At 44.3% G+C, this 26,560-nt stretch carries 19 protein-coding genes and 1 tRNA gene; 14 read left to right on the top strand and 6 right to left on the bottom strand.

What is annotated here, in order from left to right; genetic code table 11:
* Nucleotides 1-78 precede the first annotated feature (78 nt).
* The 3 genes from JMY08_RS04225 to JMY08_RS04215 form a co-directional block, all read right to left on the bottom strand.
* Nucleotides 79-163: transfer RNA gene (locus tag JMY08_RS04225), tRNA-Leu, on the bottom strand.
* A gap of 219 nt (nucleotides 164-382) precedes the next feature.
* The gene (locus JMY08_RS04220) at nucleotides 383-2,275 is read right to left on the bottom strand and encodes a sigma 54-interacting transcriptional regulator (RefSeq protein WP_413786676.1); all 1,893 of its coding nucleotides are present in this window, start codon (nucleotides 2,273-2,275) and stop codon (nucleotides 383-385) included.
* Between the two features lie 60 nt (nucleotides 2,276-2,335).
* Nucleotides 2,336-3,757, bottom strand: a complete 1,422-nt coding sequence (locus JMY08_RS04215) for a two-component system sensor histidine kinase NtrB (protein WP_201591121.1) — start codon at nucleotides 3,755-3,757, stop codon at nucleotides 2,336-2,338.
* Between the two features lie 135 nt (nucleotides 3,758-3,892).
* On the opposite strand from JMY08_RS04215, the gene rimO reads away from it, so the two are divergent.
* The 12 genes from rimO (at nucleotide 3,893) to JMY08_RS04155 (ending at nucleotide 19,480) form a co-directional block, all read left to right on the top strand.
* Nucleotides 3,893-5,473 (top strand): 30S ribosomal protein S12 methylthiotransferase RimO, encoded by a 1,581-nt coding sequence (gene rimO, locus JMY08_RS04210; protein ID WP_201591118.1) that lies wholly within the window; start codon nucleotides 3,893-3,895, stop codon nucleotides 5,471-5,473.
* Nucleotides 5,474-5,690: 217 nt separating this feature from the next.
* Nucleotides 5,691-6,416, top strand: coding sequence for a UMP kinase (pyrH, locus tag JMY08_RS04205; RefSeq protein ID WP_010200240.1), 726 nt, complete (start codon nucleotides 5,691-5,693; stop codon nucleotides 6,414-6,416).
* Nucleotides 6,417-6,546: 130 nt separating this feature from the next.
* On the top strand, nucleotides 6,547-7,101 hold the full coding sequence (gene frr, locus JMY08_RS04200) for a ribosome recycling factor (RefSeq protein ID WP_010200239.1): 555 nt from the start codon (nucleotides 6,547-6,549) through the stop codon (nucleotides 7,099-7,101).
* Nucleotides 7,102-7,454: 353 nt separating this feature from the next.
* Nucleotides 7,455-8,210 carry a polyprenyl diphosphate synthase gene (gene uppS / locus JMY08_RS04195; protein WP_201591115.1) on the top strand — a complete coding sequence of 252 codons (756 nt, stop codon included), beginning with the start codon at nucleotides 7,455-7,457 and terminating at the stop codon, nucleotides 8,208-8,210.
* A 271-nt stretch (nucleotides 8,211-8,481) separates the two neighbouring features.
* Nucleotides 8,482-9,291 carry a phosphatidate cytidylyltransferase gene (locus tag JMY08_RS04190; RefSeq protein WP_010200237.1) on the top strand — a complete coding sequence of 270 codons (810 nt, stop codon included), beginning with the start codon at nucleotides 8,482-8,484 and terminating at the stop codon, nucleotides 9,289-9,291.
* A 454-nt stretch (nucleotides 9,292-9,745) separates the two neighbouring features.
* Entirely contained in the window at nucleotides 9,746-10,954 is a 1,209-nt protein-coding gene (ispC, locus tag JMY08_RS04185; protein WP_201591099.1) for a 1-deoxy-D-xylulose-5-phosphate reductoisomerase, read from the top strand.
* 72 nt (nucleotides 10,955-11,026) lie between these two features.
* On the top strand, nucleotides 11,027-12,403 hold the full coding sequence (gene rseP / locus JMY08_RS04180) for an RIP metalloprotease RseP (protein ID WP_201591096.1): 1,377 nt from the start codon (nucleotides 11,027-11,029) through the stop codon (nucleotides 12,401-12,403).
* 263 nt (nucleotides 12,404-12,666) lie between these two features.
* Complete coding sequence (bamA, locus tag JMY08_RS04175) at nucleotides 12,667-15,099, top strand: outer membrane protein assembly factor BamA (RefSeq protein ID WP_201591077.1); 2,433 nt, start codon at nucleotides 12,667-12,669, stop codon at nucleotides 15,097-15,099.
* A 141-nt stretch (nucleotides 15,100-15,240) separates the two neighbouring features.
* Nucleotides 15,241-16,257, top strand: coding sequence for a UDP-3-O-(3-hydroxymyristoyl)glucosamine N-acyltransferase (lpxD, locus tag JMY08_RS04170; RefSeq protein WP_201591074.1), 1,017 nt, complete (start codon nucleotides 15,241-15,243; stop codon nucleotides 16,255-16,257).
* 83 nt (nucleotides 16,258-16,340) lie between these two features.
* Nucleotides 16,341-16,850, top strand: a complete 510-nt coding sequence (gene fabZ / locus JMY08_RS04165; protein WP_227679588.1) for a 3-hydroxyacyl-ACP dehydratase FabZ — start codon at nucleotides 16,341-16,343, stop codon at nucleotides 16,848-16,850.
* Nucleotides 16,851-17,031: 181 nt separating this feature from the next.
* A complete protein-coding gene (gene lpxA, locus JMY08_RS04160; protein ID WP_189580617.1) occupies nucleotides 17,032-17,811 on the top strand; it encodes an acyl-ACP--UDP-N-acetylglucosamine O-acyltransferase in 780 nt (259 codons plus the stop codon).
* 316 nt (nucleotides 17,812-18,127) lie between these two features.
* The gene (locus JMY08_RS04155) at nucleotides 18,128-19,480 is read left to right on the top strand and encodes a sodium-dependent transporter (protein WP_010200218.1); all 1,353 of its coding nucleotides are present in this window, start codon (nucleotides 18,128-18,130) and stop codon (nucleotides 19,478-19,480) included.
* 97 nt (nucleotides 19,481-19,577) lie between these two features.
* On the opposite strand, the gene tgt is transcribed toward JMY08_RS04155, so the two are convergent.
* Nucleotides 19,578-20,729: a tRNA guanosine(34) transglycosylase Tgt gene (gene tgt, locus JMY08_RS04150; RefSeq protein WP_010200213.1), complete on the bottom strand. Its 1,152-nt coding sequence runs from the start codon at nucleotides 20,727-20,729 to the stop codon at nucleotides 19,578-19,580.
* A 301-nt stretch (nucleotides 20,730-21,030) separates the two neighbouring features.
* Between tgt and JMY08_RS04145 the strand changes: the two genes are divergently transcribed.
* Nucleotides 21,031-21,594 carry an SOUL family heme-binding protein gene (locus JMY08_RS04145; protein WP_227679587.1) on the top strand — a complete coding sequence of 188 codons (564 nt, stop codon included), beginning with the start codon at nucleotides 21,031-21,033 and terminating at the stop codon, nucleotides 21,592-21,594.
* An 89-nt stretch (nucleotides 21,595-21,683) separates the two neighbouring features.
* On the opposite strand, the gene asd is transcribed toward JMY08_RS04145, so the two are convergent.
* Complete coding sequence (gene asd / locus JMY08_RS04140) at nucleotides 21,684-22,817, bottom strand: aspartate-semialdehyde dehydrogenase (RefSeq protein WP_201591068.1); 1,134 nt, start codon at nucleotides 22,815-22,817, stop codon at nucleotides 21,684-21,686.
* Between the two features lie 533 nt (nucleotides 22,818-23,350).
* On the opposite strand from asd, the gene JMY08_RS04135 reads away from it, so the two are divergent.
* Nucleotides 23,351-24,481 carry an endonuclease/exonuclease/phosphatase family protein gene (locus tag JMY08_RS04135; RefSeq protein ID WP_201591065.1) on the top strand — a complete coding sequence of 377 codons (1,131 nt, stop codon included), beginning with the start codon at nucleotides 23,351-23,353 and terminating at the stop codon, nucleotides 24,479-24,481.
* 573 nt (nucleotides 24,482-25,054) lie between these two features.
* On the opposite strand, the gene JMY08_RS04130 is transcribed toward JMY08_RS04135, so the two are convergent.
* Nucleotides 25,055-26,458 carry a peptidylprolyl isomerase gene (locus JMY08_RS04130; RefSeq protein WP_201591051.1) on the bottom strand — a complete coding sequence of 468 codons (1,404 nt, stop codon included), beginning with the start codon at nucleotides 26,456-26,458 and terminating at the stop codon, nucleotides 25,055-25,057.
* Nucleotides 26,459-26,560: the final 102 nt, after the last annotated feature.

Below are 26,560 nucleotides of genomic sequence, written 5' to 3'. Positions count from 1 at the left end.
GATAGCCAAACTCCAGACACAAAAAAACCTGCTAAAAAGCAGGTTTTGATATTTGGTCTAAGATGTACTATCCGAAAATGGTGGGGCTGGAGAGACTCGAACTCTCACACCTTGCGGCGCCAGAACCTAAATCTGGTGCGTCTACCAATTCCGCCACAGCCCCATTTTCGTTACTCTATCATTATTAGCGTTTAAACTCAAACACAACATAGATAGTTAACTGATTCGGTAGTGCGTCTCAGTGGTTGGCTATTATATAGAGTTTGAATGGTTTGACAAGCCCTTTTTGCAATTATTTTGAATTATTTAACGATTATTTCTGATTTCTATGATAAATAATTGATTTTACTGGAATTATTAATTCAATAATTTTGCGCTTTTATTACTCTTTGGTCTGCGTTTCTGCTGCTGACATATCTAACTGCTGTAATTTACGGGTGAGCGTATTACGTCCCCAGCCGAGTAAGTTGGCAGCCGCTATCTTTTTGCCACCGCTATGATTGAGTGCCGCTGTAAGTAACACTCGTTCGAACTCAGGCGTTGCCGTTTGCAAAATGTCAGTTTCACCTGTTTGTAACGCTTGCTTGGCCCACTCTGCCAATGCCTGCTGCCAACTTGGATTTTTAGCGATGTTTTGAGTTTGGATGTTTAAATTATTGCTATCTATATTGGGGTTATGTGAGCTATCACCGTTGTGCTGCTGGTTGTACTGATCAAATTCAGACGAGGACGACGTTTGTTGTGGCTGCAACTCTGTGTTTGCTGGCATCGCTTCAAGCAGCTCTGGCGGCAAGTCATCAACCATGACTGTATCTCCGGTTGCCATGACCGTTAGCCATAGGCAGACGTTCTCAAGTTGCCGCACATTACCGCGCCAGTCAAAGGCTTGCATAATCTGTAGCGCCGCAGGCTGTAGCTGTTTTAAGGCGGTGTTCATTTGCTTAGCAGCTCGTTGCATAAAATAACTGGTTAAAGCAGGAATATCTTCGCGGCGCGTCCGTAGTGGTGGCAGCGGTAGGCGAATGACATTGAGACGATAAAATAAATCCTCACGGAACCGACCTAGTTTGACCAGTTCTTCCAAGTTTTGATGGGTGGCAGCAATGATGCGCACGTCCACTTTGACCGGTTGCTGTCCGCCCACACGGAAAAATTCACCGTTTGCCAGTACCCGTAGCAGCCGCGTTTGGGTGCTGAACGGCATGTCACCGATTTCATCCAAAAATAACGTACCGCCATCAGCTTGCTCAAAACGACCTTGCCGTGTCGTCGTTGCGCCAGTGAACGCACCTTTTTCGTGACCGAATAACTCCGATTCAATCAAATCATGCGGAATCGCGGCCATATTGAGGGCAATGAATGATTGCTGATGACGCGGTGAATGCTGATGCAGGGCACTCGCGACCAGCTCTTTCCCTGTACCTGATTCACCGGTAATCAAAACGGTAATGGGTGAGTGCGCCAATCGCCCAATCGCACGAAACACTGTTTGCATCGCTTGTGACTGACCAATGATACCGCTGGGGTTGTCATTGGATTGTGTATCAGTTTTGATCTCAGCTTTATTTTTAGTCGTCTTATGGGCTTTGGTGGCTGTCTTATTGTTATGAGTGGCTTTATTTTTACTAGTGGACTTTGTATCTGTCTCAGGCGATTTATTTGCAGTTGTTTTGACATCCGACTCATTTGGTTGATCTGCTTTCGCCATGTCTGGTTGAAAATTAATCGCTTTATAAATCGTAGCGACTGCATCATCTAAGTCAAACGGTTTCGGCAGATATTCAAATGCTCCTGTCTGATAACTATTGATGGCAGAGGTCAAGTCTGAATGCGCTGTCATGATGACAATCGGCAACGCAGGGAAGTGCTTATGCACCCAGTCGCTAAAAGACAAGCCGTCCATCATAGGCATCCGAATATCGGTCAATATCACATCCGGTAGCTGCGTGGCTGACTCGCGCTGCTGCAAGATATCATTGAGGCGTGTCCATGCTGCTTGTGCTTGGGTAAAGCTGATGACCGTCAACCCAGCATCTTCAAAAGTATCCGCCAACACCAAGCGCAGCGCTGCATCGTCATCGATGAGCCATAAGGTCGCAGGGTTGTCAGCAGGCGCATTATTGACCGTTACTTTCATAGTTTGGTTATTAAGTGTTTGATTGTTAAGTGCTTGGTTATTAAGCGTTTGGCTGTCAGATATTTGATTACCAGACGTTTTATCATTCGAGCCTTGATTGTCGCTGTTAGATTTAAGGTTGTCGTTATATGCAGTCATGTATCAGGCCTAATGAGCAAGTGATTCAGGGTTGTTGTTTGATAGGTTCAGCCATGATTTTTACGCATCGGTTGCGGGCTGTTTAAAGGGTAAGTACAGCGTAAAACGAGTCTGACTGTTATTGTAATTATAACTGGGATTAGAATTTGGGTTAGCGCTTTGTGCTTTATTTGAGCTGACGTCAATCATACCATGATGGCAGCTGATAATATCTTGCACAATCGATAAGCCAAGACCAGTACCAGCGGCACGACTGGTCACCATCGGGAAAAATATCTGCCCAATCAGCGCTGCATCTATCCCTGAGCCGTTATCCGTAATGCTAACTTGCAAAGCTTGTTTGTGCTGTTGGCTGCCAATCGTATGTTGGAAGGCAACGCGCGTTTGAATATGCAGTTTTGGTTGATAGGTTTTCTCAACCTCAAGATTACTATGCAAAATATCTGAAGGTAATTGATCAGCTTTGGCTGGCGCGTTTTGTTGAAGTGTCTGCTCAAACTCAGTCATTGATTCACAGGCATTGTTAATTAGGTTTAAAAACACTTGAATCAATTGATCTTTATCAGCGCATAACTCGGGTAACGACAAATCATAATCACGTTGCAGTGTAACTTGGGGGTACTGATTGAGCACTAAGGTTAAAACATGCTCAAGTGGCTCATGAATGTTAAGCATTTGCCAGTTTGGTAGCTGATTGGAGCCAAGAAACTGTCCGATAAGATGGGTTAAGCGATCGGTCTCTGAGATGATGATATCAGTATAGCTGCGAAGCTTCTGCGCTGTTTTTTGCAACTGTTTATCGCTATTCGGAGCTGAACTTGCGCCAGAATTTATATCGCTAATAGCAGAAGATGGAGGGTTATGTAAAGCAGTCGCCTCGCTGAATTTGATAAATTGTCGCTGTAATAATTGTGCCGCGCCGCGAATACCAGCCAATGGGTTTTTGATTTCATGGGCAACCGAACGTAGCATATGACGGGCAACATTATATTGCTGCTGTTGACGTTGCTCTTCTGAGATACGGCTTTGACGGTCTTTACCCCACATCTCAATGATAAAGTAAGGTTGCTGCTCATAGATGACAGGCGTCACGCTATAGTCGACTGAGAGCGGTAAGTTGCCATTGAGTGGGGTTTTGATGATGTGATCATGATCGATAAAGGGTTGTTGATATTGCTTTGCTTGATGAAATCGCTCGGTCAAGGCGCAGTGATTATCTAGCTTGTTATGTTCGTTGTTATTGTTGTCGTTATCCAGAGTCTGAGCAGCGCGCTCATCGAGCTTTAATTCATCGGTTGCGAGAAGGGTCAATATTGACTGATTGAGCAAGCGTTCACTGCTGATGGCTAGTAATTGTTCAGCTTGGGCATTTAGCCACGTAATGACTAGCTCGTCATTGACCCACAAGATAGCGGTGAATAAATGCTGTGATATAAAGGCTAAGTCAGGAGTCGGTTTGGCGGTTGTAAAATCAGCTGTCATTGTCAGTGCCTAATAAAGAATAATACTGAACGTAATATTTAACCATAAATCAATACACTAGCGCGGCAAAACTGGTGATTATCATAAAAAAAACGTACAATGCGCTCAGCCAATTTATCTCTAGCAAGGTCAGCCATGCCCAAAACTTCTATCGAGTCTATTAATACGACAATCGTAACATCCTCGTCAGCGTCTATTGCCCCAAAAGACACTGCCACCCTCTTTAATCCTGCCAAGCCGACAGCAACGCCTGCGCAAAGCTCGACGGATAGTAGTGAACCTTATCATCATAAAGCCAATCACAATCAAAACCGTAGCATTGAGCAAAGCAGTAATGTTACGACAGCCAATGCGACTGCCACGATGCCTGTTAGTGCCGCGCCAAAGATTGGTTTTGTATCACTAGGTTGCCCAAAGGCACTAGTGGATAGTGAGCGTATTATTACAGAATTGAGCCGTGATGGGTATCAAGTTGCCAGTGATTACGAAGGTGCCGATCTCGTCGTGGTCAATACCTGCGGCTTTATTGAATCTGCAGTGCAAGAATCATTGGACGCCATCGGTGAAGCCATTAGCAAAAACGGTAAAGTGATCGTCACTGGTTGCTTGGGTAAAGAAGCGGACAAAATCCGTGCCATGCACCCAGCCGTGCTAGCCGTGACCGGTGCGCATGCGTATGACGAGGTGATTACGGCAGTGGCGCAGCATGTACCCAAGCCGAACCGCAGTTTGGACGCAAACTATGACCCAAAGATAAATTTAATCAATGAAGCGGGGATTAAATTAACCCCAAGCCATTATGCTTATCTAAAAATATCGGAAGGCTGTAACCATCGTTGTACTTTCTGCATTATTCCAAGCTTGCGCGGAGATTTGGTCTCGCGCCCGATTGATAATGTCATGAATGAAGCCATGGCGCTAAAAAACGCTGGCGTGAAAGAGTTGCTAATTATTTCGCAAGATACCTCTGCTTATGGGCTGGACTTGAAGTATAGAACCAGTTTTTGGAATGGCATGCCGCTCAAGTCGAAGTTTTATGACTTATGCCAAGCATTGAACGATTTAGGTATTTGGGTGCGTCTGCATTATGTCTACCCATATCCGCATGTAGACAAAGTCGTTGAGTTGATGGGCGAGAAGAAATTATTGCCTTATCTTGATATTCCATTTCAGCATGCCAGCCGTCGCATCCTAAAGGCAATGAAGCGTCCAGCGCACAGCGAAAACACCTTGGCGCGTATCAAAGCGTGGCGCGAGATTTGTCCAGACATCGTTATTCGTTCAACGTTTGTCGTTGGTTTCCCTGGTGAGACGGAAGAAGATTTCCAATGCTTGCTTGATTGGTTGGTCGAAGCTCGCCTTGATCGCGTCGGCGCCTTTACCTATTCAGAAGTCGAAGGCGCAGTGGCTAATGATTTGCCAGATCACGTTCCTGAAGAGGTGAAGCAAGAGCGATATGAGCGTTTCATGGCGCTACAGCAAGACATCTCAGCACAGAAGCTGCAAGAAAAAATCGGCAAAACCTTGACGGTATTGGTCGATGAGATTGATAGTATCGAGGGCATTGCGATTTGCCGCAGCTATGCTGACGCCCCTGAGATTGACGGTCATGTCTATGTTGATGATATCAATGCGCAAGTCAAAGTCGGGCAATTCCTCACGGTCACGATTGATGATGCTAGCGAATACGATTTGTTTGCCAGTTACCAAGGTTAGATGACTGCTATTTAAATGACCGCTACAAAGGTTAAATGACTACGATAATATGTGAGCAAAAATTGCCCAATGATAGGCAGTTTTTGCTACAATTAGCGCAATTTAGCCTTTTTACACGCCTACCATCAAGTATGGCGGTATAAGCGAGTTTAAAGGTTAACTGTATTTGTGTTTTACCGATAATTTTAATTATAATTTAACGAAATAAGGTGACCTCATGTCTGACAAAAACCCGCGTTACTCTCGTATCTTGCTGAAACTCTCTGGTGAAGCCTTAGCCGGTAGCAAAGACATGGGTATTGATACCGAAGTGCTTGATAAGATGAGCTTGTCTATCGCGCATTTGCGAGGGCTTGGGGTACAAGTTGGTATCGTGGTCGGCGGTGGTAACTTATATCGCGGTGCTCAGTTACAAAAAGAAGGTTTGGTTGGTCGCGTCACCGGTGATCAGATGGGTATGCTAGCAACGGTCATGAACGGTCTGGCGATGCGTGATGCCCTTGAGCGTCGCAATATCAAAACGCGTTTGATGTCAGCTTTACCTATTGGCGAAGTGACCGAAAGCTATAGCAGTCGCAACGCCATTCGCTACCTAAAAAATGGCGAAGTATGTATCTTTGTCGCAGGTACGGGCAATCCTTTCTTTACTACTGATACGGCTGCTTGTCTACGTGGTATTGAAATCGAAGCGGGCTTGATTCTAAAAGCCACCAAAGTAGACGGGGTTTATGACAAAGACCCAAGCTTACATGACGACGCAGTGAAATATGACGGTTTGACTTTTGATGAAGTATTAGAACAAAAGCTTGGCGTTATGGATTTAACCGCGATTGCTTTATGCCGCGAGCACAACGTGCCGCTACAAGTGTTCGATATGACCAAACCTAATGCTTTATTGAATGTCATCATGGGCGAAAATGAAGGCACACGAGTTTTTCATTAATTCATAATGATACAGCGGTCATTAGCACTATCATAGCCATGGCAATAAGTAGCTCACTGGTTTAACAGTTAATACCTTAATAATTAACAACAATGAATGATTTGTCGATAGCGATAAATAAGGATACATGATGATCAAAGAGATTAAGCAAGACGGCGAAGCACGCATGCAAAAGACATTGGAAGCGCTTGAGAGCACTTTTAGTAAAGTTCGTACGGGTCGTGCGCATCCAGGTATGTTGTCAGGTGTGATGGTCAGCTACTACGGTTCTGATACAGCACTTAATCAGGTAGCCAGTGTGAATGTTGAAGACTCACGTACGTTACTTGTTCAACCGTTTGACCGTACCATGGTACAAGCGATTGATAAGGCCATTCGTGAAGCAGATCTGGGTCTGAACCCAATGACCGCTGATGTGATTCGTGTGCCGATGCCAGCATTGACCGAAGAAACGCGCCGTGACATGCAAAAGCTTGCGCGTGGAGAAGCAGAGAACAGCCGAGTCTCTATCCGTAATATCCGCCGCGATATGATGAATGACATCAAAGAGCTGGCCAAAGAAAAAGAAATCTCAGAAGATGACGAGCGCCGCGCCAGTGATGATATTCAAAAAATCACTGACAAATATATCGAAACTATCGATAAAAGTCTGACCAAAAAAGAAAGCGATTTGATGGACGTTTAAGCACTGTCTTTGATTTGTTTTTTATCAATAAAAAATAAATCAAGCGCTTAAAAATTAAGTTTTTTAATGCAGACAATATCATAATAATAGACAGCTAATGGTCAATCACTATTGGCTGTCTATTGCTATATGGATTGTGATGACATAAGCACAGAGTTTTATAACGTTTCTTTAATAGCTCGCAAATAGGCCTTAACAGTTTACAAAAATGGTTTTCCAATCCTCATTAGCTCTAGACTGGTTTATGATAAGTTTATGAATCTGAAGCATGACGCTTTTTTAATGCGATAGAGCGCGTTATGATTGTTTTACCTCAATACATTATTTTACCTCAACAATAAGTCGTATCGCCCATGTCTACTCCCACCGTTTTGGCTCCTGTACTCATTCCTCGTCATATCGCCATTATCATGGATGGTAATAATCGCTATGGTACAGCCAATGCGCTCGGCAAAGGCCAAGGCCATGTGGCGGGCAAAGATGCGCTAGATCCTATCGTGGAGTATTGTGTCGACGCGGGTATCGAAGTATTAACAGTATTTGCTTTTTCCAGTGAAAACTGGCAACGTCCCCCTAGCGAGGTGGCGCTATTGATGCAGCTGCTAACATCGACCATTCATGAGCAGATGCCGCGTATGAATGAGTACTGTATTCGCTTGCGTTTCATCGGTGATCGTAGCCAGCTTAGTCATGATTTACAGACATTGATGGCAGATGCAGAAGCAGAAACGGCTCATTTTGAAGCCATGACATTGGTTATTGCCATTAGTTATGGGGGGCAGTGGGACATCGCCAACGCCGCAAAACAGCTGGCACAGCAGGTAGAAGCCGGTGAGTTGCGCGCTGCAGAAATTGATAAAGAAATGCTTGGTAACTATGTGCAATTAGCCGATGCGCCTGCAGTTGATATGTTGGTGCGGACGGGCGGTGAGTACCGAATTTCTAACTTTTTATTGTGGCAATCAGCTTATGCTGAGCTGTTCTTTACCCAGACATTATGGCCGAACTTTACTGCCGATGAGTTGGCAACGATGGTCACAGAGTTCGCACAGCGTCAACGCCGTTTTGGCAAAACCAGCGAGCAGATAGTGAAAGAGCAGCAGCGCTAAAGCCACTGATTTAGTCAGGATTGAGTGGTTCATGATGACGTGATTCATTATTAAATTTGTAGCATATTCGCTGGCATTTATTGACGAAACACAGTCACTGTTTTAAAACGTACGTGTTCGAAAAATCTATCAAGCCATTAATATTACTTGCTTGTGCAGTCACAAACCGCTTTAATTGGTCTCAATCACCATTAGTAGGCTATTGTAGATTAGCTACTATATAAAGCACTTTTTGACCAGACATTTTTCATTATTATAAGGTTCGACAAGTATGTGGCAACGAATTAAAACGGCAATTGTTCTCGTTATTATCGTTGGTATTGCAATGTTTGCGAGCCAAACCCCTATCTTGTTTGCCCCATTATTGGCCATTGGCGTGATTATCGCGGCGCATGAATGGACAAAGCTGATGCCAAAGTGGCGCCAGCCTGCGGTGTTTGTGGTATTGGTATTGGTACTGACTTTAGTTTCGCTGATGTTCAAAGTGACTTGGCTATTTTGGTGGGTGGCTTCACTCGCTATATGGTTGATGGCGCTATCTTGGGTCAGGGTATTCCCGACGCACACCAATTGGTACGGAAAGAAACTAGCGTTGATGGGTGCAGTTATATTGACTGCATCGATTACGGCGATGTTTTATTTGTGGCAGCTGTCAGCATGGTGGCTACTCTACGTATTCTTATTGGTTTGGTGTGCGGACAGTGGTGCTTATTTTGTAGGTCGCAAGCTCGGTCGCCGCAAAATGGCACCGAATGTCTCACCTAACAAGAGCATGGAAGGGTTGGCTGGCGGTCTTGTGACTGGTCTGCTAGTTGTGGTTGCTATTAGTGTCTTCAAACTACAATTAACTGGTGTACCGTTAATCGCATTTGTGTCGCTATCAGCCATCACTATTCTTGCCTCTGTACTCGGTGATTTGTTTGAATCGATGCTCAAGCGCCGCGCTGATGTGAAAGACTCAGGAACGATTTTACCGGGGCATGGCGGGATACTTGACCGTATTGATTCGCTACTGTCTGCCACGCCAATATTTGCGCTTGGCTTTTGGGCGATACAGCAGCTGGGCCTCATCGTCGTTTAAGGGACTGATGCAGGCTCATTGATTTGCTGAGTCTGATTTGGCGACTGGTTTTTGCCAACATCTTAGTTTTATCTATTATAATAAAGCATCGATATAGGGTCTGTTGAACATTCAAATGTGGTACTGGCAGTGGCTATTTTTTAGACAATACGCAGTGAAATTTTTGACGCCTAGTCGTTCTAGGTTAGACAATTTCGCCATGTATTGGCAAAAAATAGCCCTGCCCTGAAAGGCTGATACTAAAATCACCCCAAACGTTGTTGTAAACCTAACTAAGGTCTCGACATTATCGTCGGTTTACGCCTAGTCTGGGGCGATTTCAGCGATCAGCAGTCCTAATATTTGAATGTTCAACAGACCTTAATCTAGCATCGATGCTTTGCTGTTATTCATACCTTATTAACTCTCCTGATTTTTTATTTAAATTTTAATAGTAACAATATTGTGGGCACCGATGGTTATGACGCAACGCATCGCCGTACTAGGCGCAACAGGCTCGATTGGCGATAGCACGCTAGCAATTTTGGCGGCGCAACCGCTCAATTACCAAGTCTATGCGCTATCAGGCTACCACCGCTTAGACAAATTGTTTGCGCTTTGCCAGCAGTTTTTACCCAAGCGCGTCAGCGTACCGACAGCCGCAGTCGACGACTTTTCTGAGCGTCTTAGCGCGGCAGGTCTTGATATCGATGTGGTAGGCGGGGCAGCAGGGCTGGTCGATATTGCTACCGATACGCAAACTGATACCGTTGTCGCTGCTATTGTTGGCGCCGCTGGTCTGCCTTCTACTTTGGCAGCCGCACGGGCAGGCAAGCGTATTTTATTGGCCAATAAAGAAGCGTTGGTAATGGCAGGTCAGGTAATGATAAATGCCGTTAAAACGAACAATGCCACCTTGCTGCCGCTCGATTCTGAACACAATGCAATTTTTCAGTGTCTGCCACTCGCTATTCAACAAGACAACATCCAAATTCATCAGCCAAACCATGGTGTCCTTAAGCTATGGTTAACCGCATCTGGTGGGCCATTTTTGCAGCAGTCATTTGCTCAGATGCAGCAAGCGAGCGTCGCTGAAGCCGTTAAACACCCAAACTGGTCGATGGGGCAAAAGATATCGGTCGATTCTGCAACGATGATGAACAAGGGACTTGAGTTGATTGAGGCTTGTCATTTATTTGATTTGCCTGAAGATAAGATAAATGTGGTCATTCATCCACAAAGTATCATCCACTCAATGGTAGAATATAGCGATGGCAGCTTTTTAGCGCAGCTCGGCAGCCCAGACATGAAAACTCCGATTGCTCATGCGCTCAGTTACCCTGATCGTATAGAAAGCGGCTCGCAGCCTTTAGACTTGTTTGCGCTAAGTGCTCTAGAATTTATTCAGCCTGATTTGCAGAAGTTTGCGTGTCTGCGTCTTGCCCGTCAAGCCATGCAAGCAGGCACACAGGCAACGATTGTGCTTAACGCTGCTAATGAAATTGCCGTTGCTGCATTTTTGAACGGTCAGATTCGTTTGACGGATATTGCTGATATTAATGAGCAAGCCTTAAATGACATACAGGTACCACCATTAAACGACACGGCTGACATAGAAGATATATTAACAATTGATAAGATAGCGCGCCATCTTACTGACAAACTTGTGGCAAAGTTGGCATAATCATAGCAAGAGTTTCTTAGTTTAAAAGTGATATTAATAGAACATGCTAAGAGAAAATACTGAGAAAAGATCATGACGTTTTTATTAACGCTCCTTGCGGCAATATTTGTCTTAGGTCCGCTTATTGCCTTACATGAATGGGGGCACTACATTGTAGCGCGACTCTGCGGCGTTAAAGTATTGACCTATTCTATCGGTTTTGGTCCCAAACTCTTTGGCTGGACGAGCAAAAAGAGCGGCATTGATTATCGTATCTCAGCGCTGCCGCTGGGTGGTTATGTCAAGATGCTGGATGAGCGTGAAGGCGAGGTAGCCAAAGATGAGCTACATTTGGCCTTTAATCGTCAGCATCCGCTAAAAAAGATTGCCATCGTTGCCGCTGGCCCTATCATGAACTTTGTTATCGCGATTGCGTTGTTTTGGGTGTTATTTATGACGCCATCAGAGCAGTTGGCGACGAAGATTGGGCAAGTACTACCTGATACACCAGCGGCTATAGCACAGCTGCCCGTTGGTGATCAAATCGTTGCGATTGATGGTTATGAGGTGCAAACGTGGGAAGGTATTAATTATCGCCTTGCTGGACGGATGGGCGAGACTGACAACGTCAGTATTACCTTGCAATCAGAGTCACAGGCTTCCAATGCAACGAAGACTTATCAAGCACCCGTTAAAACATTTATGCAAGGCACATCGCAAGGTAAAGACGCGCTAACGAGCTTTGGCATGCTACCATGGCAGCCAGATATTGAACCTATCGTTGGTGATTTGAGTGCTGATGGTGCTGCCAGTCGGCAGGGGTTAAAAGTCGGCGATCGCATCACAGCTATCAATGATACAGAAATCAAAGATTGGATTAGTGCTACCCGTATCATCCGCGATAATCCTGAAACGCTGCTTAATTTTATGGTTTTACGTGACGGAAAATCCGTTCAATTACAGATTATGCCGCAAGGTAAAAAAGACAATCTAGGTAATGACTTTGGACAAATTGGTGCTATGGTAGCGCAGTCTGAGATTGTCATTCCCGATGCTTATAAAGCCACCGTCGTGTATGGTCCTGGTGAGTCATTGGTTAAGTCATTTGAAAAGACAGAACAGTTGGCGGTGATGACGGTCAGCTCAATGGGCAAAATGCTCTCAGGTATGATTGGTCTGGACAATTTATCAGGGCCTATTACGATTGCTAAAGTCGCCAAACAAAGCTTTGATATCAGTTGGCAGATGGTATTGTCCACCGCTGCTTTGATTAGCCTGAGCCTCGCCGTACTCAATCTTTTACCGATTCCAGTGTTAGATGGTGGTCATATTGTGTATTATCTCATAGAGCTGATACGCGGTAAGCCTCTCTCGGAAGGAATACAAATGGCAGGGCTAAATATCGGCTTACTCTTGCTGGCAGGTTTCATGGTGTTAGCAATTGGTAATGATATCAGTCGGCTGTTTTGATAGACTACAGAGCAGTCTAAAGGGTAAGCCGCGATACACTAATGGTTTTGCGCGTATCGTGCGCTGATTATTGGTAGGCGTGCTGCGCTCTTTTGTATCGCTGTCTCTGTACTAATCGTAATTTTTAGTTTATTTTATGATGCGTTTTATATAAAGTGTCCTGAGTCTCCCGCGAGTGAGCGAATGATTTCACTCGGATTGGGCTAGACAACATGTGCTTTTTAACTTAACTTCAGCAAGTTTTTTATTGACGGATAGTGTTTATGCGTACGCCTTTATTTATGAGCGCGGCAGGGTTGCCGTTAGTTGTAGCGATGATGAGTATGCCTGTACAGGCGGCAGAATTTGTGGTCACTGACATCGGTTTCAATGGTTTACAACGCCTAACTCCTGATAGTCTCTATCCGGTTTTACCTATTTCGGTAGGCGACACGGCGAATGATAGTAGTCTGGCAGCCAGTATTAAGGCGCTATATGCGACTGATAACTTTGCCGACATCCAAAGCCGTGTCGAAGGCGGTCAGCTACGATTTGATGTCGTTGAGCGTCCAATTATTGCTGAGGTCAGTTTCGAAGGTAATAAGCTCATTCCAAAAGAAGGTCTAGAGCAAGGACTTGGCAACGCTGGTCTGTCAGTCGGTAGTGTACTTAAGCAATCGACATTGCAGGGCGTCGCCAATGAACTACAGCAGCAATATATTAGCCAAGGTTATTACAATAGTAATATCGAAGTTGATCAAACGCTACTGGATGGCAACCGTGTCAAGCTTGATGTGCGCTTCATCGAAGGTAAGCCTGCTAAAGTGGTTGATATCAATGTTATTGGTAACACACATTTTAGTGACGAAGAGATTAAAGACGTTTTCGCTGTCAAAGAGTCGTCATGGACACGTTTGCTGTCTAAGTCTGATCGCTACGCAAAAGAAAAGCTGGCTGCCAGTTTAGAGAATTTGAAAGCGCTGTATCAGAACGATGGTTATGTGCGTTTTAACGTGGATAATGCGGTACTCAATATCAGTGAAGACAAACGCAGCGTCTTTATTGAAGTCAGCTTGAGTGAAGGCGAGCAATATCAATTTGGGGAAGTGAATTTCTTAGGTAAGCCGACATTTGAGACCAATGAGCTTAAAGAATTGGTTACTTTTGAGCAAAATGAAAAGTATTCACAAGCCAAGCTTGATGCCACGACTGCTTCTCTAAAGAGCCGTTATGGGAATGAAGGTTATTATTTAGCACAAATTCGACCAGTACCGCGTATTAATGACGAAACTAGAATGGTCGATGTCGATTATTATATCGATCCAGCACGTCCTATCTATGTACGCCGTATTAACTTTACGGGTAATACCAAAACTCAGGATGTGGTACTGCGTCGTGAAATGCGTCAATTGGAAGGGGCGCTCGCCTCTAGCGAAAAAATTCAGTTGTCACGTACGCGTCTGATGCGTACAGGTTTCTTTAAAGCAGTCAACGTCGATGTCAAGCCAGTACCCAATCAACCAGATCAAATGGATGTGAATTTTACGGTTGAAGAGCAGCCTTCTGGTAGCTCAACGATTGCTGCCGGTTACTCGCAAAGTGGCGGTGTTACTTTTCAGTTAGATTTAACGCAAAATAACTTTATGGGTACGGGTAACCGCGTTAAAGCAGCGCTATCACGTTCAGAAACTCGTGATTCTTATAGCTTGGGTTATACCGATCCGTACTTCACCGAAAACGGTGTTTCTCAGGGTCTGAGTGCCTATTATCGCGAAACCAAATATGATGACAGAAACGTCAGTAACTATGTCACCGATTCTTATGGTGCTACGCTGAACTATAGCTATCCTGTCGATGAAACCAAGCGTGTTAGTGCTGGTTTAAACGTTGATAATACCTCAGTACGTGGTGGTCGCTTCCTTGGCGTATCAAACGTACAACAGATTATCGATGATGGCGGATCGTTTGAAAACTTTACTGGAGACTTCGAAGGTCGTACTGGCTTCAAAAACGACTATCAGACCTATAACTTGCTGTTTGGTTGGGATTACAGTACTTTAGATCGCCCGGTCTTTCCGACCAAAGGTATGAGTCACACGGTTGACGCGACCATTGGTCTTGGTGATGCCAATTATCAAAAACTCGTTTATCAAGGCAATGTGTACTATCCACTTTATAAAGATTTAGTAGCACGTGGTTATACCAAGCTCGGTTATGGCAATGACTTACCTTTCTACGAAAACTTTTATGCTGGTGGTTACGGCTCGGTGCGTGGCTATGAAGCGTCAACACTAGGTCCTAAATCACAAGGTTATTTTGACGCGATTAATAGTGACAGCCGCTTTAAAGACGAAGAGGTCGGTGGTAATGCCTTGGTCAGCTTTGGTAGTGAGCTGATCTTACCAATGCCATTTAAAGGTGATTGGGCAGATCAAGTGCGCCCAGTGCTATTTGCTGAAGGTGGTCAAGTATTTGATACCACGAGTAAAGAAGATCGTACGTTTATTGACCCTAATACGGGTGAGCCGACTAAGAATTCAGATGGCAGTGAAATAAAGCTATTAACGCAAGATAATGACATGCGGTATAGTGCGGGTGCGGGTGTGACTTGGTATACGCCAATCGGTCCAATTTCACTGAGTTATGCCGTACCGTTCGGTGATAAAGAAGGTGATGAGACTGAGAAGGTACAGTTCCAGATTGGTAGCACGTTCTAAGTTGCCAGCGCTTATTAGTTTGGTTTGATGGCTTGTATTAAGTCAATATTATAAATCAATCAAAAATCTGATCTTCATAGGTCATCGAGTTGATGTTTCAACTTGATGACCCTTTTATTCATTCTAATGTTAATGCCAACTATGATAACGATTGAGCAACTTATCACGCGGATTGAGCAGCGTCAGCCTATCATTAATAAGGCTGATCTTAGTGCTGAACAGTTACAGCTGACACTCAACAGTGTTGGTAGTTTAACCACTGCTAATGATGCACAATTAAGCTTTTTGGCAAATTCTCATTACGTCTCTAGCTTGACCAACAGTCAGGCAGCGGCAGTGTTTGTCACTGCTGAATACCGTGACCAAGTACCAGCAATGTCGATAGCGCTGGTAGTGGCAGCGCCTTACTTAGCTTATGCGAGTGCCAGTCAACTATTTGCTCGTCAAACGCCAGAGGTTGGTATCCATCCTAGTGCGGTCATTGCGGATAGTGCGATCATTGGTGAACAGGTCAGTATTGGTCCATTTTGTGTAATTGGTGACAATACGAGCATTGGTGCGCGCAGTCGTCTTGATGCCCATGTGGTCGTCGAACCCCACAGTACTATCGGTACTGATTGCCTTATCAAGTCGCAAGTCGTCATCGGCCATGACTGTATTATTGGCAATCATGTTAGGCTGCATGCTGGCGTCAGCGTAGGGTCTGAAGGCTTTGGTTTTGCCCCAACCAGAGACCCGAGTATTACGGGCTGGGAGCGCATCGCTCAGCTTGGTCGTGTGATCATCGGCGATCATGTACGTATTGGTAGCCAGACTTGTATTGATCGCGGTGCTATTGATGACACGGTAATTGGCAATCATGTTATTATTGACAATCTTGTACAGGTTGCCCATAACGTGCACATCGGTGATGGGACGGCTATTGCTGCCCACACGGCAATTGCGGGCAGCACGAGTATTGGCAAACGCTGTGTTATCGGTGGGGCAGTTGGTATCACTGGTCATATTGATATCACTGACGATGTGACGTTGTCGGGAATGACCATGGTGACCAAGTCAATTAAGGTCGCAGGGTCATACTCCTCTGGAACAGCAGCCATGCCGACGGCTAAGTGGCGCCGTGCCGCTGTACGCTTTCGTCAGCTCGGCAGTGAATAGTGCCCATACAAGTTCGTCATCCATAAATTTTTTAACATAGCTTTTAACATACAGCTTTTTTAATATAGCAAGGAAGCGTCATTATGAGCAGTACCCATATCGATATCCCATCCGACGAAGACATCAAAAGCTTAGCGGAGCAAGGTCTGACGTTGCCGCTAACCTATCATACGCTCAAGCATTATTTGCCACATCGTTATCCTTTTATGTTGGTAGACAAAATTATCGCTTGTCAGCCTGGGGAATGCATTACTGGTATCAAAAACGTGACCATTAATGAAGAGTTTTTCAATGGCCATTTTCCTGATGAACCGATCATGCCAGGGGTGTTAATGGTAGAGTCCATGGCGCAAGTTTCTGGCGTATTAGGCTTTATTAGTGCCGGATTGACTGCCGAAGATGGTTATCTATATCTGTTTGCAGGGGTGGATAAGGTGCGTTTTAAGCGCCGTGTTATTCCTGGTGATCAACTGATTATCCGTGCCAAAACCGTTATGCAAAAGCATGGTATTTATAAGTTTGATTGTACGGTACATGTTGAAAATGAGCTTGCTGCGAGTGCTCAAGTCATGATTGCCCGCCAAGAGCAATAATTTATCTTCACTATCTTGGGGTGAAGACTGGCTCAATCGTTCAAAGACTGACGCTTATATCGGCGATAGTACTAACCACTAATCATTATAATCTGAACGGGTATTGGCTTAATTTATAAAGTTAAATTGGTTGTATTTGTTTTACTATTTACTTGCATCAGATGATACAAAGGCCTAAATTATGAGTCAGATCCATCCAACAGCACTCATCTCACCGTCCGCTCAGATTGATGAGACTGCTATCATCGGTCCTTATTGTATTGTTGGCGACGAGGTGACGATTGGTGCCTATACGACGCTGCATCGGCATGTCGTCGTGGCAAGACTTACCCGTATTGGCAGCCACAATCAGTTTTATCAGTTCGCCAGCATCGGTGAAGATCCACAGGATTTGAAGTATGCAGGTGAGCGTACTTGGCTTGAGATTGGCGATCATAATACCGTTCGAGAAGCTTGTAGCTTACATCGTGGCACAGCCCAAGATGGTGGACTGACCAAAATTGGTAGCCACAACCTGATGATGGTTAATACGCACATCGCTCATGACTGCTTGATTGGTGATCATAACGTACTGGCTAATAATGTTGGCATCGCAGGCCATGTAACGATTGGCGATCATACGATTATCGGTGGTAACTCAGGTATTCATCAGTTCTGTACCGTGGATGATTATAGCTTGGTGGGCGGTGCCAGTTTAATCTTAAAAGATGTAGCAGCCTTTACTATGGTGTCTGGCAATCCGGCAAAAACCCATGGTCTCAATGTAGAAGGAATGCGCCGTAAAGACTGGTCTAAGCACACGATTGACATCTTACGTCAAGCGTATCGCACGATCTTTAGATCAGGCTTAACGACAGCTCAGTCGCTTGAAATTCTAAAGCAAGAGCTATTACCGAAAGAGCCAAAAATTCAGCTGCTTATTGATTCTTTGCAAAAAAGTCGTCGGGGTGTCGTTCGCTAATCAAGTGATAGATAGTGTACGGATAGAAAGTTAGAGCATTACCTTGTTGAAGGTTCGATGAACCAAACGGTTGTTAGGTAGTCATAAACATAAAAAGCCATAGCCAATCGTTATGGCTTTTTATGTTTATGACTACTTGACTTTTTTAGTCGCTTAGCAGAAACTGAGCGTTTACGATATTGTAAACAATTCTTTCATAATGTTGCTAGGCGCGTCACATTGAAGCGTTGATTAGATAGTCTGTGGTACGGAGGACTATTTAAAATAATCATGGAAGATTATAAGCGACATTAATTGAAGCACGAGGACAGAAAAAATGGCTATCAATAAACAAGAACATGCACAGTGGAGCTCAAGTTTTGGCTTCGTATTAGCAGCGGTTGGTTCAGCAGTAGGTTTAGGAAATATATGGAAATTTCCATATATGGTTGGTGAAAGCGGTGGTTCAGCTTTTGTTATTGCTTATTTATTCTGTATCGCGCTGGTAGGTTTCCCTATCTTAGTTGCTGAATGGTTGATTGGTCGTCGTGGGCAAAAAAACCCAGTCAATACTTTTGCAGACGTAGCCGCAAGCGAAGGTAAGTCACGCAGTTGGGGTATCGTTGGAGCCACTGGTATTTTGGGCGGCTTTTTGATCCTATCTTTTTATAGTGTGATCGGTGGTTGGGCGCTTAATTATATTACTAAAGTAGGTACGGGAAGTTTTGTAGGTCAAGATAGTGATTCTGTCGCTGCGACCTTTGATGCCATGCTCGCTTCAGCTGGTACGCTGACGATTTGGCATACCGTATTTATGGCGCTGACCGCTTTGATTGTTGGTATTGGTGTGACCAAAGGTATCGAAACCACTGCCAAAGTTTTAATGCCGCTACTAGGTGTGATTTTATTTGTCATCGTGGGTTATAACGTGATAAATGGTGGCTTTGGTGAAGCAGTAGCTTACCTATTTACGCCAGATCTTAGCAAGCTGACCGCTGACGTTATGCTTGCAGCCTTAGGACATGCTTTCTTCACGCTATCTATTGGTATGGGTATCATGGTTGCTTACGGCTCATACTTGGGTCGAGAAGTGAATTTGCTTAAGACGGCACGTACCGTGGTTATTTTGGATACGGTCATTGCCTTGGCAGCTGGTTTAGCCATCTTCCCAATTATCTTTAGCAATGGTCTTGATCCTGCTTCAGGTCCTGGTCTTATCTTTGTAAGTTTGCCGATTGCTTTTGGTAGTATGGGCGCAGGTACGATCATTGGTACCTTATTCTTCTTACTGATTACTTTTGCTGCTATTACCTCATCTATCTCATTACTTGAGCCAACGGTTGAGTTTTTAGAAGAACGTACTCCGATGAATCGTACCGTATCAACCATCGTTGCAAGTACAGTGATTTGGTTATTGGGCATCGCCGCTTTATTATCATTTAATCTATGGTCTGAATTTACGATTATGGGTAATGGTATCTTTGATGCCTTGGACAAAATTACCAGCAAGTTCTTATTGCCATTGACGGGTCTGGCGGCGATTATTTTCCTTGCTTGGAAAATGGATCAACGTACTATTCAACAAGAGCTTGGCTTATCGAATGGTGCTTGGCAGCTTTGGCAAATTGTCGCTAAGTTCGTAGCACCAATTGCCGTGATCGTGGTATTTGTAACTTCGTTAATGGGCTAGTACTGATTAATTAGAAATAATAAAAGCAACACACTAAAAAGGGCTTAAGATAACTCTTAAGCCCTTTTTGTATTTATAACTATTTCAAAAAATATGATTAGCGTAAGTTTAATTCAGGAACCGCTTGTCCACGCTTGCTATAAAACTCAGTGACGAATTCATCAAATTTGTCTTGTTCAATAGCATCTCTAATACCTTGCATCAAACGTTGGTAATAGCGCAAGTTATGAATAGTCGCTAACTGCGCGCCTAGCATCTCTTTGCACTTGTTTAGATGATATAAATAGGCACGGCTAAAGTTTTGACAAGTATAGCAGTCGCACTCTGGGTCCAATGTACCTTCATCATTGCGATATTGGCTGTTACGGATACGTACAACGCCGGCATTGTCTAAGTCGCCTGTAACAAAGTAATGACCATTACGCGCGTTACGAGTCGGCATGACGCAATCGAACATATCAACGCCGCGACGGACTGCTTCGACAATATCTTCAGGCTTACCAACACCCATCAGATAGCGTGGCTTGTCGGCTGGCATCGCATCTGGAATATAATCCAAAACATCCATCATCTCGTCTTTTGGCTCACCAACAGATAGACCGCCGATGGCATAACCATCAAAGCCGATATCGAGCAGGCCTTCGAGTGACTGCTGGCGCAAATCGGCATACATGCTGCCTTGAATAATGCCAAATAGCGCATTGGTGCTGCCCAGTCTGTTGTGCTCATCAACGCAGCGCTGTCCCCAACGTAGTGAGAGCTCTAATGATTTTTTGGCTTCATCATGAGTCGCTGGGTAGGGCGTGCATTCATCGAATTGCATGACGATGTCTGAGTTTAGGCTGTATTGAATCTGCATCGATTTTTCTGGTGATAAAAATACTTTAGCACCATCGATAGGAGATTTAAAATCGACCCCTTCTTCGGTGATTTTACGCATCGCACCCAGACTGAATACTTGAAAGCCGCCTGAATCGGTCAGAATAGGCTTATTCCAATGCATAAATTTATGCAAACCACCGAACTTATCGATGACTTCAGTACCCGGACGCAGCCATAAATGAAAGGTATTACCTAACACGATATCAGCGCCAATGGCTTCAATATCACGTGGCAACATACCCTTGACCGTGCCATAAGTACCGACAGGCATAAAAGCAGGCGTTTGCACGTCGCCATGATTGAGATGAACCGTACCACGGCGTGCACGCGTCTCGCCGCTGGCCGTTTTATGTAAGACAAATTGCATATGATAATCGCTATTTACGCTATGAAAATGGCGCTAATTATAGCATTGTTAGGAGTTTTTTTGGATACGGATGTTTGTTTATCGATAATATAAATCTTCGATATGATCGTGCTATAACCTAAAGAACACAGAGGGTATTACGGAAACACACAGACAGCATTACAAAGTAATTGGTACAGTAGATCATAAATTAATGATAAAAAAATCATCATCAAATTTTCTATTTGGATGCCGGAGATGCAATATGACAAGAACAATTCCTCTACTATTAAGTGGTTTATTATTCATACCAGGAGTTGCTATGGCCGTTGAAGAGCCTGATTACACCGTAATAAGTCAATCGGAAGATTTTGAACTACGCCGTTATGACCCACAATTGGTGGCTCAAACACTGGTAACTGGCGATCAAAAAGATGCCAGTAATAAAGGGTTTAAAGTATTAGCCGATTTTATTTTTGGTAACAACACTGCACCGACTGGTGGCAGTGGCAAAATCAGTATGACAGCACCAGTCAAGATGCAGCCGTCACAAGAAATCGCAATGACGGCACCAGCCAACATGCAACAGACTGATGGGAAATGGCGCGTACGTTTTGTAATGCCGAGTCAGTATACGATGCAGACGTTACCAAAACCGAATAATCCAGAGGTCGAAATAATTGAAGTGCCTGCTCAAACTTACGGCGTTATCAAATTTTCAGGATTTACTGGAAGCAGTAAAGTGGATGATAAGACGGAGGAGTTGCGCACTTGGATGCAAAGTAAGAATCTAACGCCTACAGGTGATCCTGAACTGGCGCGTTATGACACGCCATGGACACTCCCATTTTTACGCCGTAATGAGGTGATGATTCGTTATCAGTAAGCGTATTTGCTACAATATTAGTTAAATAGCGCCCATAAAAAAGACAGCAGATGCTGTCTTTTTTGTATTGAATTCTTAAGAAATCTAGCTTAGTTTTTTTGCTCACGGATAATGTTTAGCATGCGGCGTAATGGCTCAGCTGCGCCCCATAATAGTTGATCGCCAACGGTAAATGCGCCTAGATACTCAGGGCCCATATTGAGCTTACGCAAGCGTCCTAATGCCACTGTCAAAGTGCCTGTCACTGCCACTGGTGTTAAGCGGTTCATGGTGGCTTCTTTGTCATCTTCGACTAGATCTAACCACTCATTGCCACTGTTTTTTAGTGCGGCTTCGATTTCCTCTAACGGGATGTCTTTTTTGAGCTTGATGGTCAAGCCTTGAGCATGACAGCGCATCGCGCCAACACGGACACACATACCGTCGATAGCAATCTTATCAGCTTCAGAGTTACCAAGGATTTTATTGGTTTCGACACCGCCTTTCCATTCTTCCTTGGATTGCTTATTTTCTAATTGTGCATCGATATAAGGGATCAAGCTACCAGCGAGTGGTACACCAAAGTACTGCTTAGGAAAGCCCTCTGAGCGTTGGGTCTGGGCGATCTTTTTATCAATCTCAAGGATCGCGCTCGCAGGATCAGCCAATTCATCTTTGACCGCATCGTGTAGCACGCCCATGCCGTTGATGAGCTCGCGCATGTTGTTGGCGCCAGAGCCACTCGCTGCTTGATAAGTCATCGCGCTGACCCATTCTACCCAGCCTTTATTAAACAATTCACCAATAGCCATCAGCATGAGTGATACCGTACAGTTACCACCGATAAAGTCTTTTTGACCATTGGCTAGGGCGCCATCAATGACGCTGCGATTGACTGGATCAAGAATGATGATACTGTCATCTTCCATGCGCAGAGTGCTCGCTGCATCAATCCAATAGCCATTCCAGCCGCTAGCACGCAGTGGTTGATGAACTTTTGAGGTGTAGTCGCCACCTTGGCAGGTAATAATCACATCACAAGCTGCTAGTGCGTCAATATCATGAGCGTCTTTTAGTTGGCTGGTTTGAATACCATCGAAACTTGGCGCATCACCACCAGCATTACTGGTTGAAAAAAATACCGGCGTGATACCGTCAAAATCTTTTTCTTGCTGCATACGTTGTATCAATACTGAACCAACCATGCCGCGCCAGCCTACCAAACCTACTGTTAAATCACTCATGAATTTTAATCCTTTTTTACCGTTATTTATTGCATTGCCAGCCGATAACAATGCCGTGAATGACCATAAAAAGCAAGGCGTTTTAGCAGATTTTGGCTGTTTTTCATACACTAATAACTATGTTCACTATAACTTTACGTTATCATCATGAGCCTACTATGAGATCTGCTGTGTTCATATTACATAAAGTCTGAGAAAAAATGACGAAAAATATAACAAGCTCAGTATCGTGACTGCGCTGACATTGTAACGTTTTATGGTCAGCTGAGCATATTAACGCTCCGTAGTAGGCGATAGACTGATGAAATGCTAAAGTAATACCAAACCCAAATATACGACTAGCTGTGTCAAACTCGTTTAGTCTACAATGCGTAGTATTTACACTCGTTTTCCTTGCTACTCTAATTTTTGTGAATGGTATAAGCATCTATTCTTATCAAAGATAATCATTATACAAACGTTAGTCACTGGCTGACGATGAGTATATGAATCATTGGCTCAGCCAGCAACTCAATAAATGGTTAATACATATTATGGAACTCTCATTATTATATTATGGCGCGCAGTGGTTAGCTGGACTTATCGCGTTTGTGACGATTTGGGGGTGGTTGCCTCTTGATAATTGGTGGGTGCGCGGCGTTGAGTTTCCCCGTATTCAAATAATGGTGCTTGGGATTATTGCTTGGATTGGCATGTTGGTATTTTGGTCAGACTGGCAGCTGGGGCAGTGGTTATTGTTCGTTGCCTTAAGTCTCACTTTGGCTTTTCAGATTAGAATGGTATTGCCTTACACCAAACTATGGAAGAAAGAAGTACAAAGTGCCAAGAGCAAGCTAGATGGCCAAGATCATCAATTAAAAATCATGGTGTCAAATGTCTTAACCCCTAATGATGAAATGCAAAAATTGGTCGATTTGGTCAAGCAAAGACAGCCAGATATTTTGATTACGTTAGAAAGTGATAAAAAATGGGAACAAGCATTACACCAAATCGAGCCAGACTATCCCTATACCGTAAAAGTCCCGCTGGATAATCTGTATGGTATGCACCTTTATTCTAAGCTTGAGCTGATAGATCCTGAAATCAAATATCTGATGATTGATGATATTCCCTCTATCCACACGCAGCTGCGATTGCAAAGCGGCCGAGTGATTTGGCTGTATTGTTTGCATCCTATGCCGCCAAGCCCGACGGAAGCGGACAAATCAACGACTCGTGATGCCGAACTGCTCATGGTCGGCAAGCATATCAAAGAAAAAAATCAAACAGCGATACTGGCTGGTGATCTCAATGATGTGGCATGGTCAAAGACAACGCGTCGCTTCCAGCGTATCTCAGGGTTATTAGATCCACGTATTGGTCGTCATTTTATCAACACCTTCCATGTCAGTTATCCATTTTTACGTTGGGCGTTAGATCATATTTTCCATAGTGCTTGCTTTACAGTGGTCGATATCCAGCGTATGCCATCTGTAGGATCCGATCATTTCCCTGTTATGACGACTTTACAATACGAGCCAGAAGAAACGAGTCGACAAGAAGGTAATGCCCCCACGGCACAGGCAGAAGATATCCAAGAGACAGAAAACAAAATTGAAGAAGGCAAAAAAGAAGGCAAAAAAGTCTCAGATGAGCACAGAGAAGAGCAGCGAAGTTTTGGGTAATGGCAGACCTAAGTGATGGGGTGAAATGCGCTATCATGACGTAAGCATATGCTTACGTTAAATAAGGTCTTTAGCCTCTAGTCGCATCAAACTGATTGCCTTAAAATACCACCATCAACACAAGGATACGCATGGATGCAGTGTTGAGACCGTATCAATAAAAGCACAGGTCAGCCCGCTGTCTTATAGGATACTGTTTGTGACTTAGGATGAGTCAACAAGGAAGAAATAACAACAATAATATGAAGCGCCATAGCCCCGAACCAATCGCCCTAGGTTCGGGGCTTTTCTTTGTGTATAAATTATTGATTTATAAATTTCAGCTTCTAGCATATCAAGGTTTGAGAGCATTTAGATATAGTCAGTGAAAAGTAATATCGATATATTAGCAGTATCGTCGCGTTTTTGGGGTATTTTGACTATACGAGAGTTTGAGTTGAGGACATGCCCTAGGGTAAAAGAAAAAAGCCTACGCGTTGTTCATACAAAAGAAGGGTACATGCAATGGCATATACCCTTTTTTTATTTAGAAATGTGTACTGATATTCAGCTTGCTAGCGTCTCGTCAAGCAATTAGCCAAGCACTTGAATATAAGCGCCAGCACGTAGCTCTTGTAGCCAATCTTCTTTGGCTTGTGGTGCTAGACGTTGATATAACGCTTGACGCGCCATGTTACGGCGATATTGCTCACTAACGTCTTCTTGACGCTTACCTTCTACTTTTAAGATATGCCAACCAAATTGGGTCTTAAAAGGAGCAGAATAATCACCAACTGCTGTATTTTTCATCACTGCTTCAAATGGTCCGACCATATCTTCTGCGCTTACCCAGTCCAGATCGCCACCGCGTCCTGCTGAGCCTGGATCATCCGAATAGGTTGATGCCAAACCAGAAAAGTCAGCGCCGCTGCGTAATTGCTCATACAGATCATTAATCTTCTGCTCAGCAAGGGCATCCGTTTGTAGCTCATCGACTTTGATCAAAATATGACGAGTGTTCCACTGCGGTATGAGCATTTTATCACTTTCTTTTTTATCAGCAAGCTTAATGATATCAATGCCTTCAGGCGTCAATAACGGCGCACTCACTGCGCCGACATCGAGCTTAGTAATCTCACTCGATAACTCTGTCGGTAGCGAGGCCGCTTTATGAAAGCCCATATCGCCACCTTGTATAGGGATAGCGTAGCTGCCTTGACTGGCAGTAACGGCTGCAGCCACGTCGACATTTGGTTCTAATAAGCGTGCACGCAATGCTTGGGCCACTTTGAGTGCTTCAGCACGCTGGGCTTCTGACAGTCGGCTGTAGTCATCCATATAAGGGACGCGTACATGAACAGTTTGGTATTCGCTTTGGTTCAAACGTTTGGCTTCTGGAGAAGCCAAAAATGCATCGATATCTTGCTCACTAATACGCACACGACTGCTGATTTGGCGTTGCTGCAAAGACTGAATGGCGGCATCTTCAATGAGTTTGGCTCGTAGGGTCGCGTAGCTCCCAGGTTGGTCGGCGTCTAAGCGTTGCTGTAAAGCAGCAATACTACCAAGCCCTTCAGCTTGAGCAATTTGACCAAGACGCTGATTGATATCGGCTTCGTTAGGATTTAGACCCACACGTTTGACCAGTGACAGTTGCAGCTCACGCAAGATGAGAGCATTTAACACTTCAGACTGTAGCTGTGCTGAATTGGCAATCGGTTCACCAGCAGCTTGTGCCCGTGCTTGTGTTTGGGTGATCGCATCAATCAAGTCGCTTTTTAAGATAGCATTTTCATTGACCAAAGCAATGATGCCATCGGTACTGTTTGCTGGGGTCAAGCGATTGACGTTACTTTGCTCAGCGCTAGCATTTGTTTGAGATGCTGTTGCAGAATTAACGGTGGCAGCTTGCGCGCTGAAACTAAGTACAAGGCCTGCACTCATACTCATAGAAAGCAGTACGGCTCGGCTGGTCTGACGTAAAGAAAAAAATCTCATGATGCTCCTCATCAATGTCATCGCATCGGATGGTAGTCGGTCAACGCTATCTAATATCTTTAATAAGCAAATATTGTCTAAGGTTGCCCATAATAGGGTTAC

This window comes from Psychrobacter sp. Pi2-51, from assembly GCF_904846665.1.
Classification (GTDB): Bacteria; Pseudomonadota; Gammaproteobacteria; order Pseudomonadales; family Moraxellaceae; genus Psychrobacter; species Psychrobacter glaciei.
The sequence above is the reverse complement of the archived record's forward strand: the minus strand, read 5'-3'. Positions and strand labels throughout refer to the sequence as shown.

Excerpts from the sequence above, each read along its gene's own strand:
- JMY08_RS04220 (WP_413786676.1), bottom strand. The coding sequence starts at position 2,275 with ATGACTGCATATAACGACAACCTTAAATCTAACAGCGACAATCAAGGC.
- JMY08_RS04215 (WP_201591121.1), bottom strand. The coding sequence starts at position 3,757 with ATGACAGCTGATTTTACAACCGCCAAACCGACTCCTGACTTAGCCTTT.
- rimO (WP_201591118.1), top strand. The coding sequence starts at position 3,893 with ATGCCCAAAACTTCTATCGAGTCTATTAATACGACAATCGTAACATCC.
- pyrH (WP_010200240.1), top strand. The coding sequence starts at position 5,691 with ATGTCTGACAAAAACCCGCGTTACTCTCGTATCTTGCTGAAACTCTCT.
- frr (WP_010200239.1), top strand. The coding sequence starts at position 6,547 with ATGATCAAAGAGATTAAGCAAGACGGCGAAGCACGCATGCAAAAGACA.
- uppS (WP_201591115.1), top strand. The coding sequence starts at position 7,455 with ATGTCTACTCCCACCGTTTTGGCTCCTGTACTCATTCCTCGTCATATC.
- JMY08_RS04190 (WP_010200237.1), top strand. The coding sequence starts at position 8,482 with ATGTGGCAACGAATTAAAACGGCAATTGTTCTCGTTATTATCGTTGGT.
- ispC (WP_201591099.1), top strand. The coding sequence starts at position 9,746 with ATGGTTATGACGCAACGCATCGCCGTACTAGGCGCAACAGGCTCGATT.
- rseP (WP_201591096.1), top strand. The coding sequence starts at position 11,027 with ATGACGTTTTTATTAACGCTCCTTGCGGCAATATTTGTCTTAGGTCCG.
- bamA (WP_201591077.1), top strand. The coding sequence starts at position 12,667 with ATGCGTACGCCTTTATTTATGAGCGCGGCAGGGTTGCCGTTAGTTGTA.
- lpxD (WP_201591074.1), top strand. The coding sequence starts at position 15,241 with ATGATAACGATTGAGCAACTTATCACGCGGATTGAGCAGCGTCAGCCT.
- fabZ (WP_227679588.1), top strand. The coding sequence starts at position 16,341 with ATGAGCAGTACCCATATCGATATCCCATCCGACGAAGACATCAAAAGC.
- lpxA (WP_189580617.1), top strand. The coding sequence starts at position 17,032 with ATGAGTCAGATCCATCCAACAGCACTCATCTCACCGTCCGCTCAGATT.
- JMY08_RS04155 (WP_010200218.1), top strand. The coding sequence starts at position 18,128 with ATGGCTATCAATAAACAAGAACATGCACAGTGGAGCTCAAGTTTTGGC.
- tgt (WP_010200213.1), bottom strand. The coding sequence starts at position 20,729 with ATGCAATTTGTCTTACATAAAACGGCCAGCGGCGAGACGCGTGCACGC.
- JMY08_RS04145 (WP_227679587.1), top strand. The coding sequence starts at position 21,031 with ATGGCCGTTGAAGAGCCTGATTACACCGTAATAAGTCAATCGGAAGAT.
- asd (WP_201591068.1), bottom strand. The coding sequence starts at position 22,817 with ATGAGTGATTTAACAGTAGGTTTGGTAGGCTGGCGCGGCATGGTTGGT.
- JMY08_RS04135 (WP_201591065.1), top strand. The coding sequence starts at position 23,351 with ATGGAACTCTCATTATTATATTATGGCGCGCAGTGGTTAGCTGGACTT.
- JMY08_RS04130 (WP_201591051.1), bottom strand. The coding sequence starts at position 26,458 with ATGAGATTTTTTTCTTTACGTCAGACCAGCCGAGCCGTACTGCTTTCT.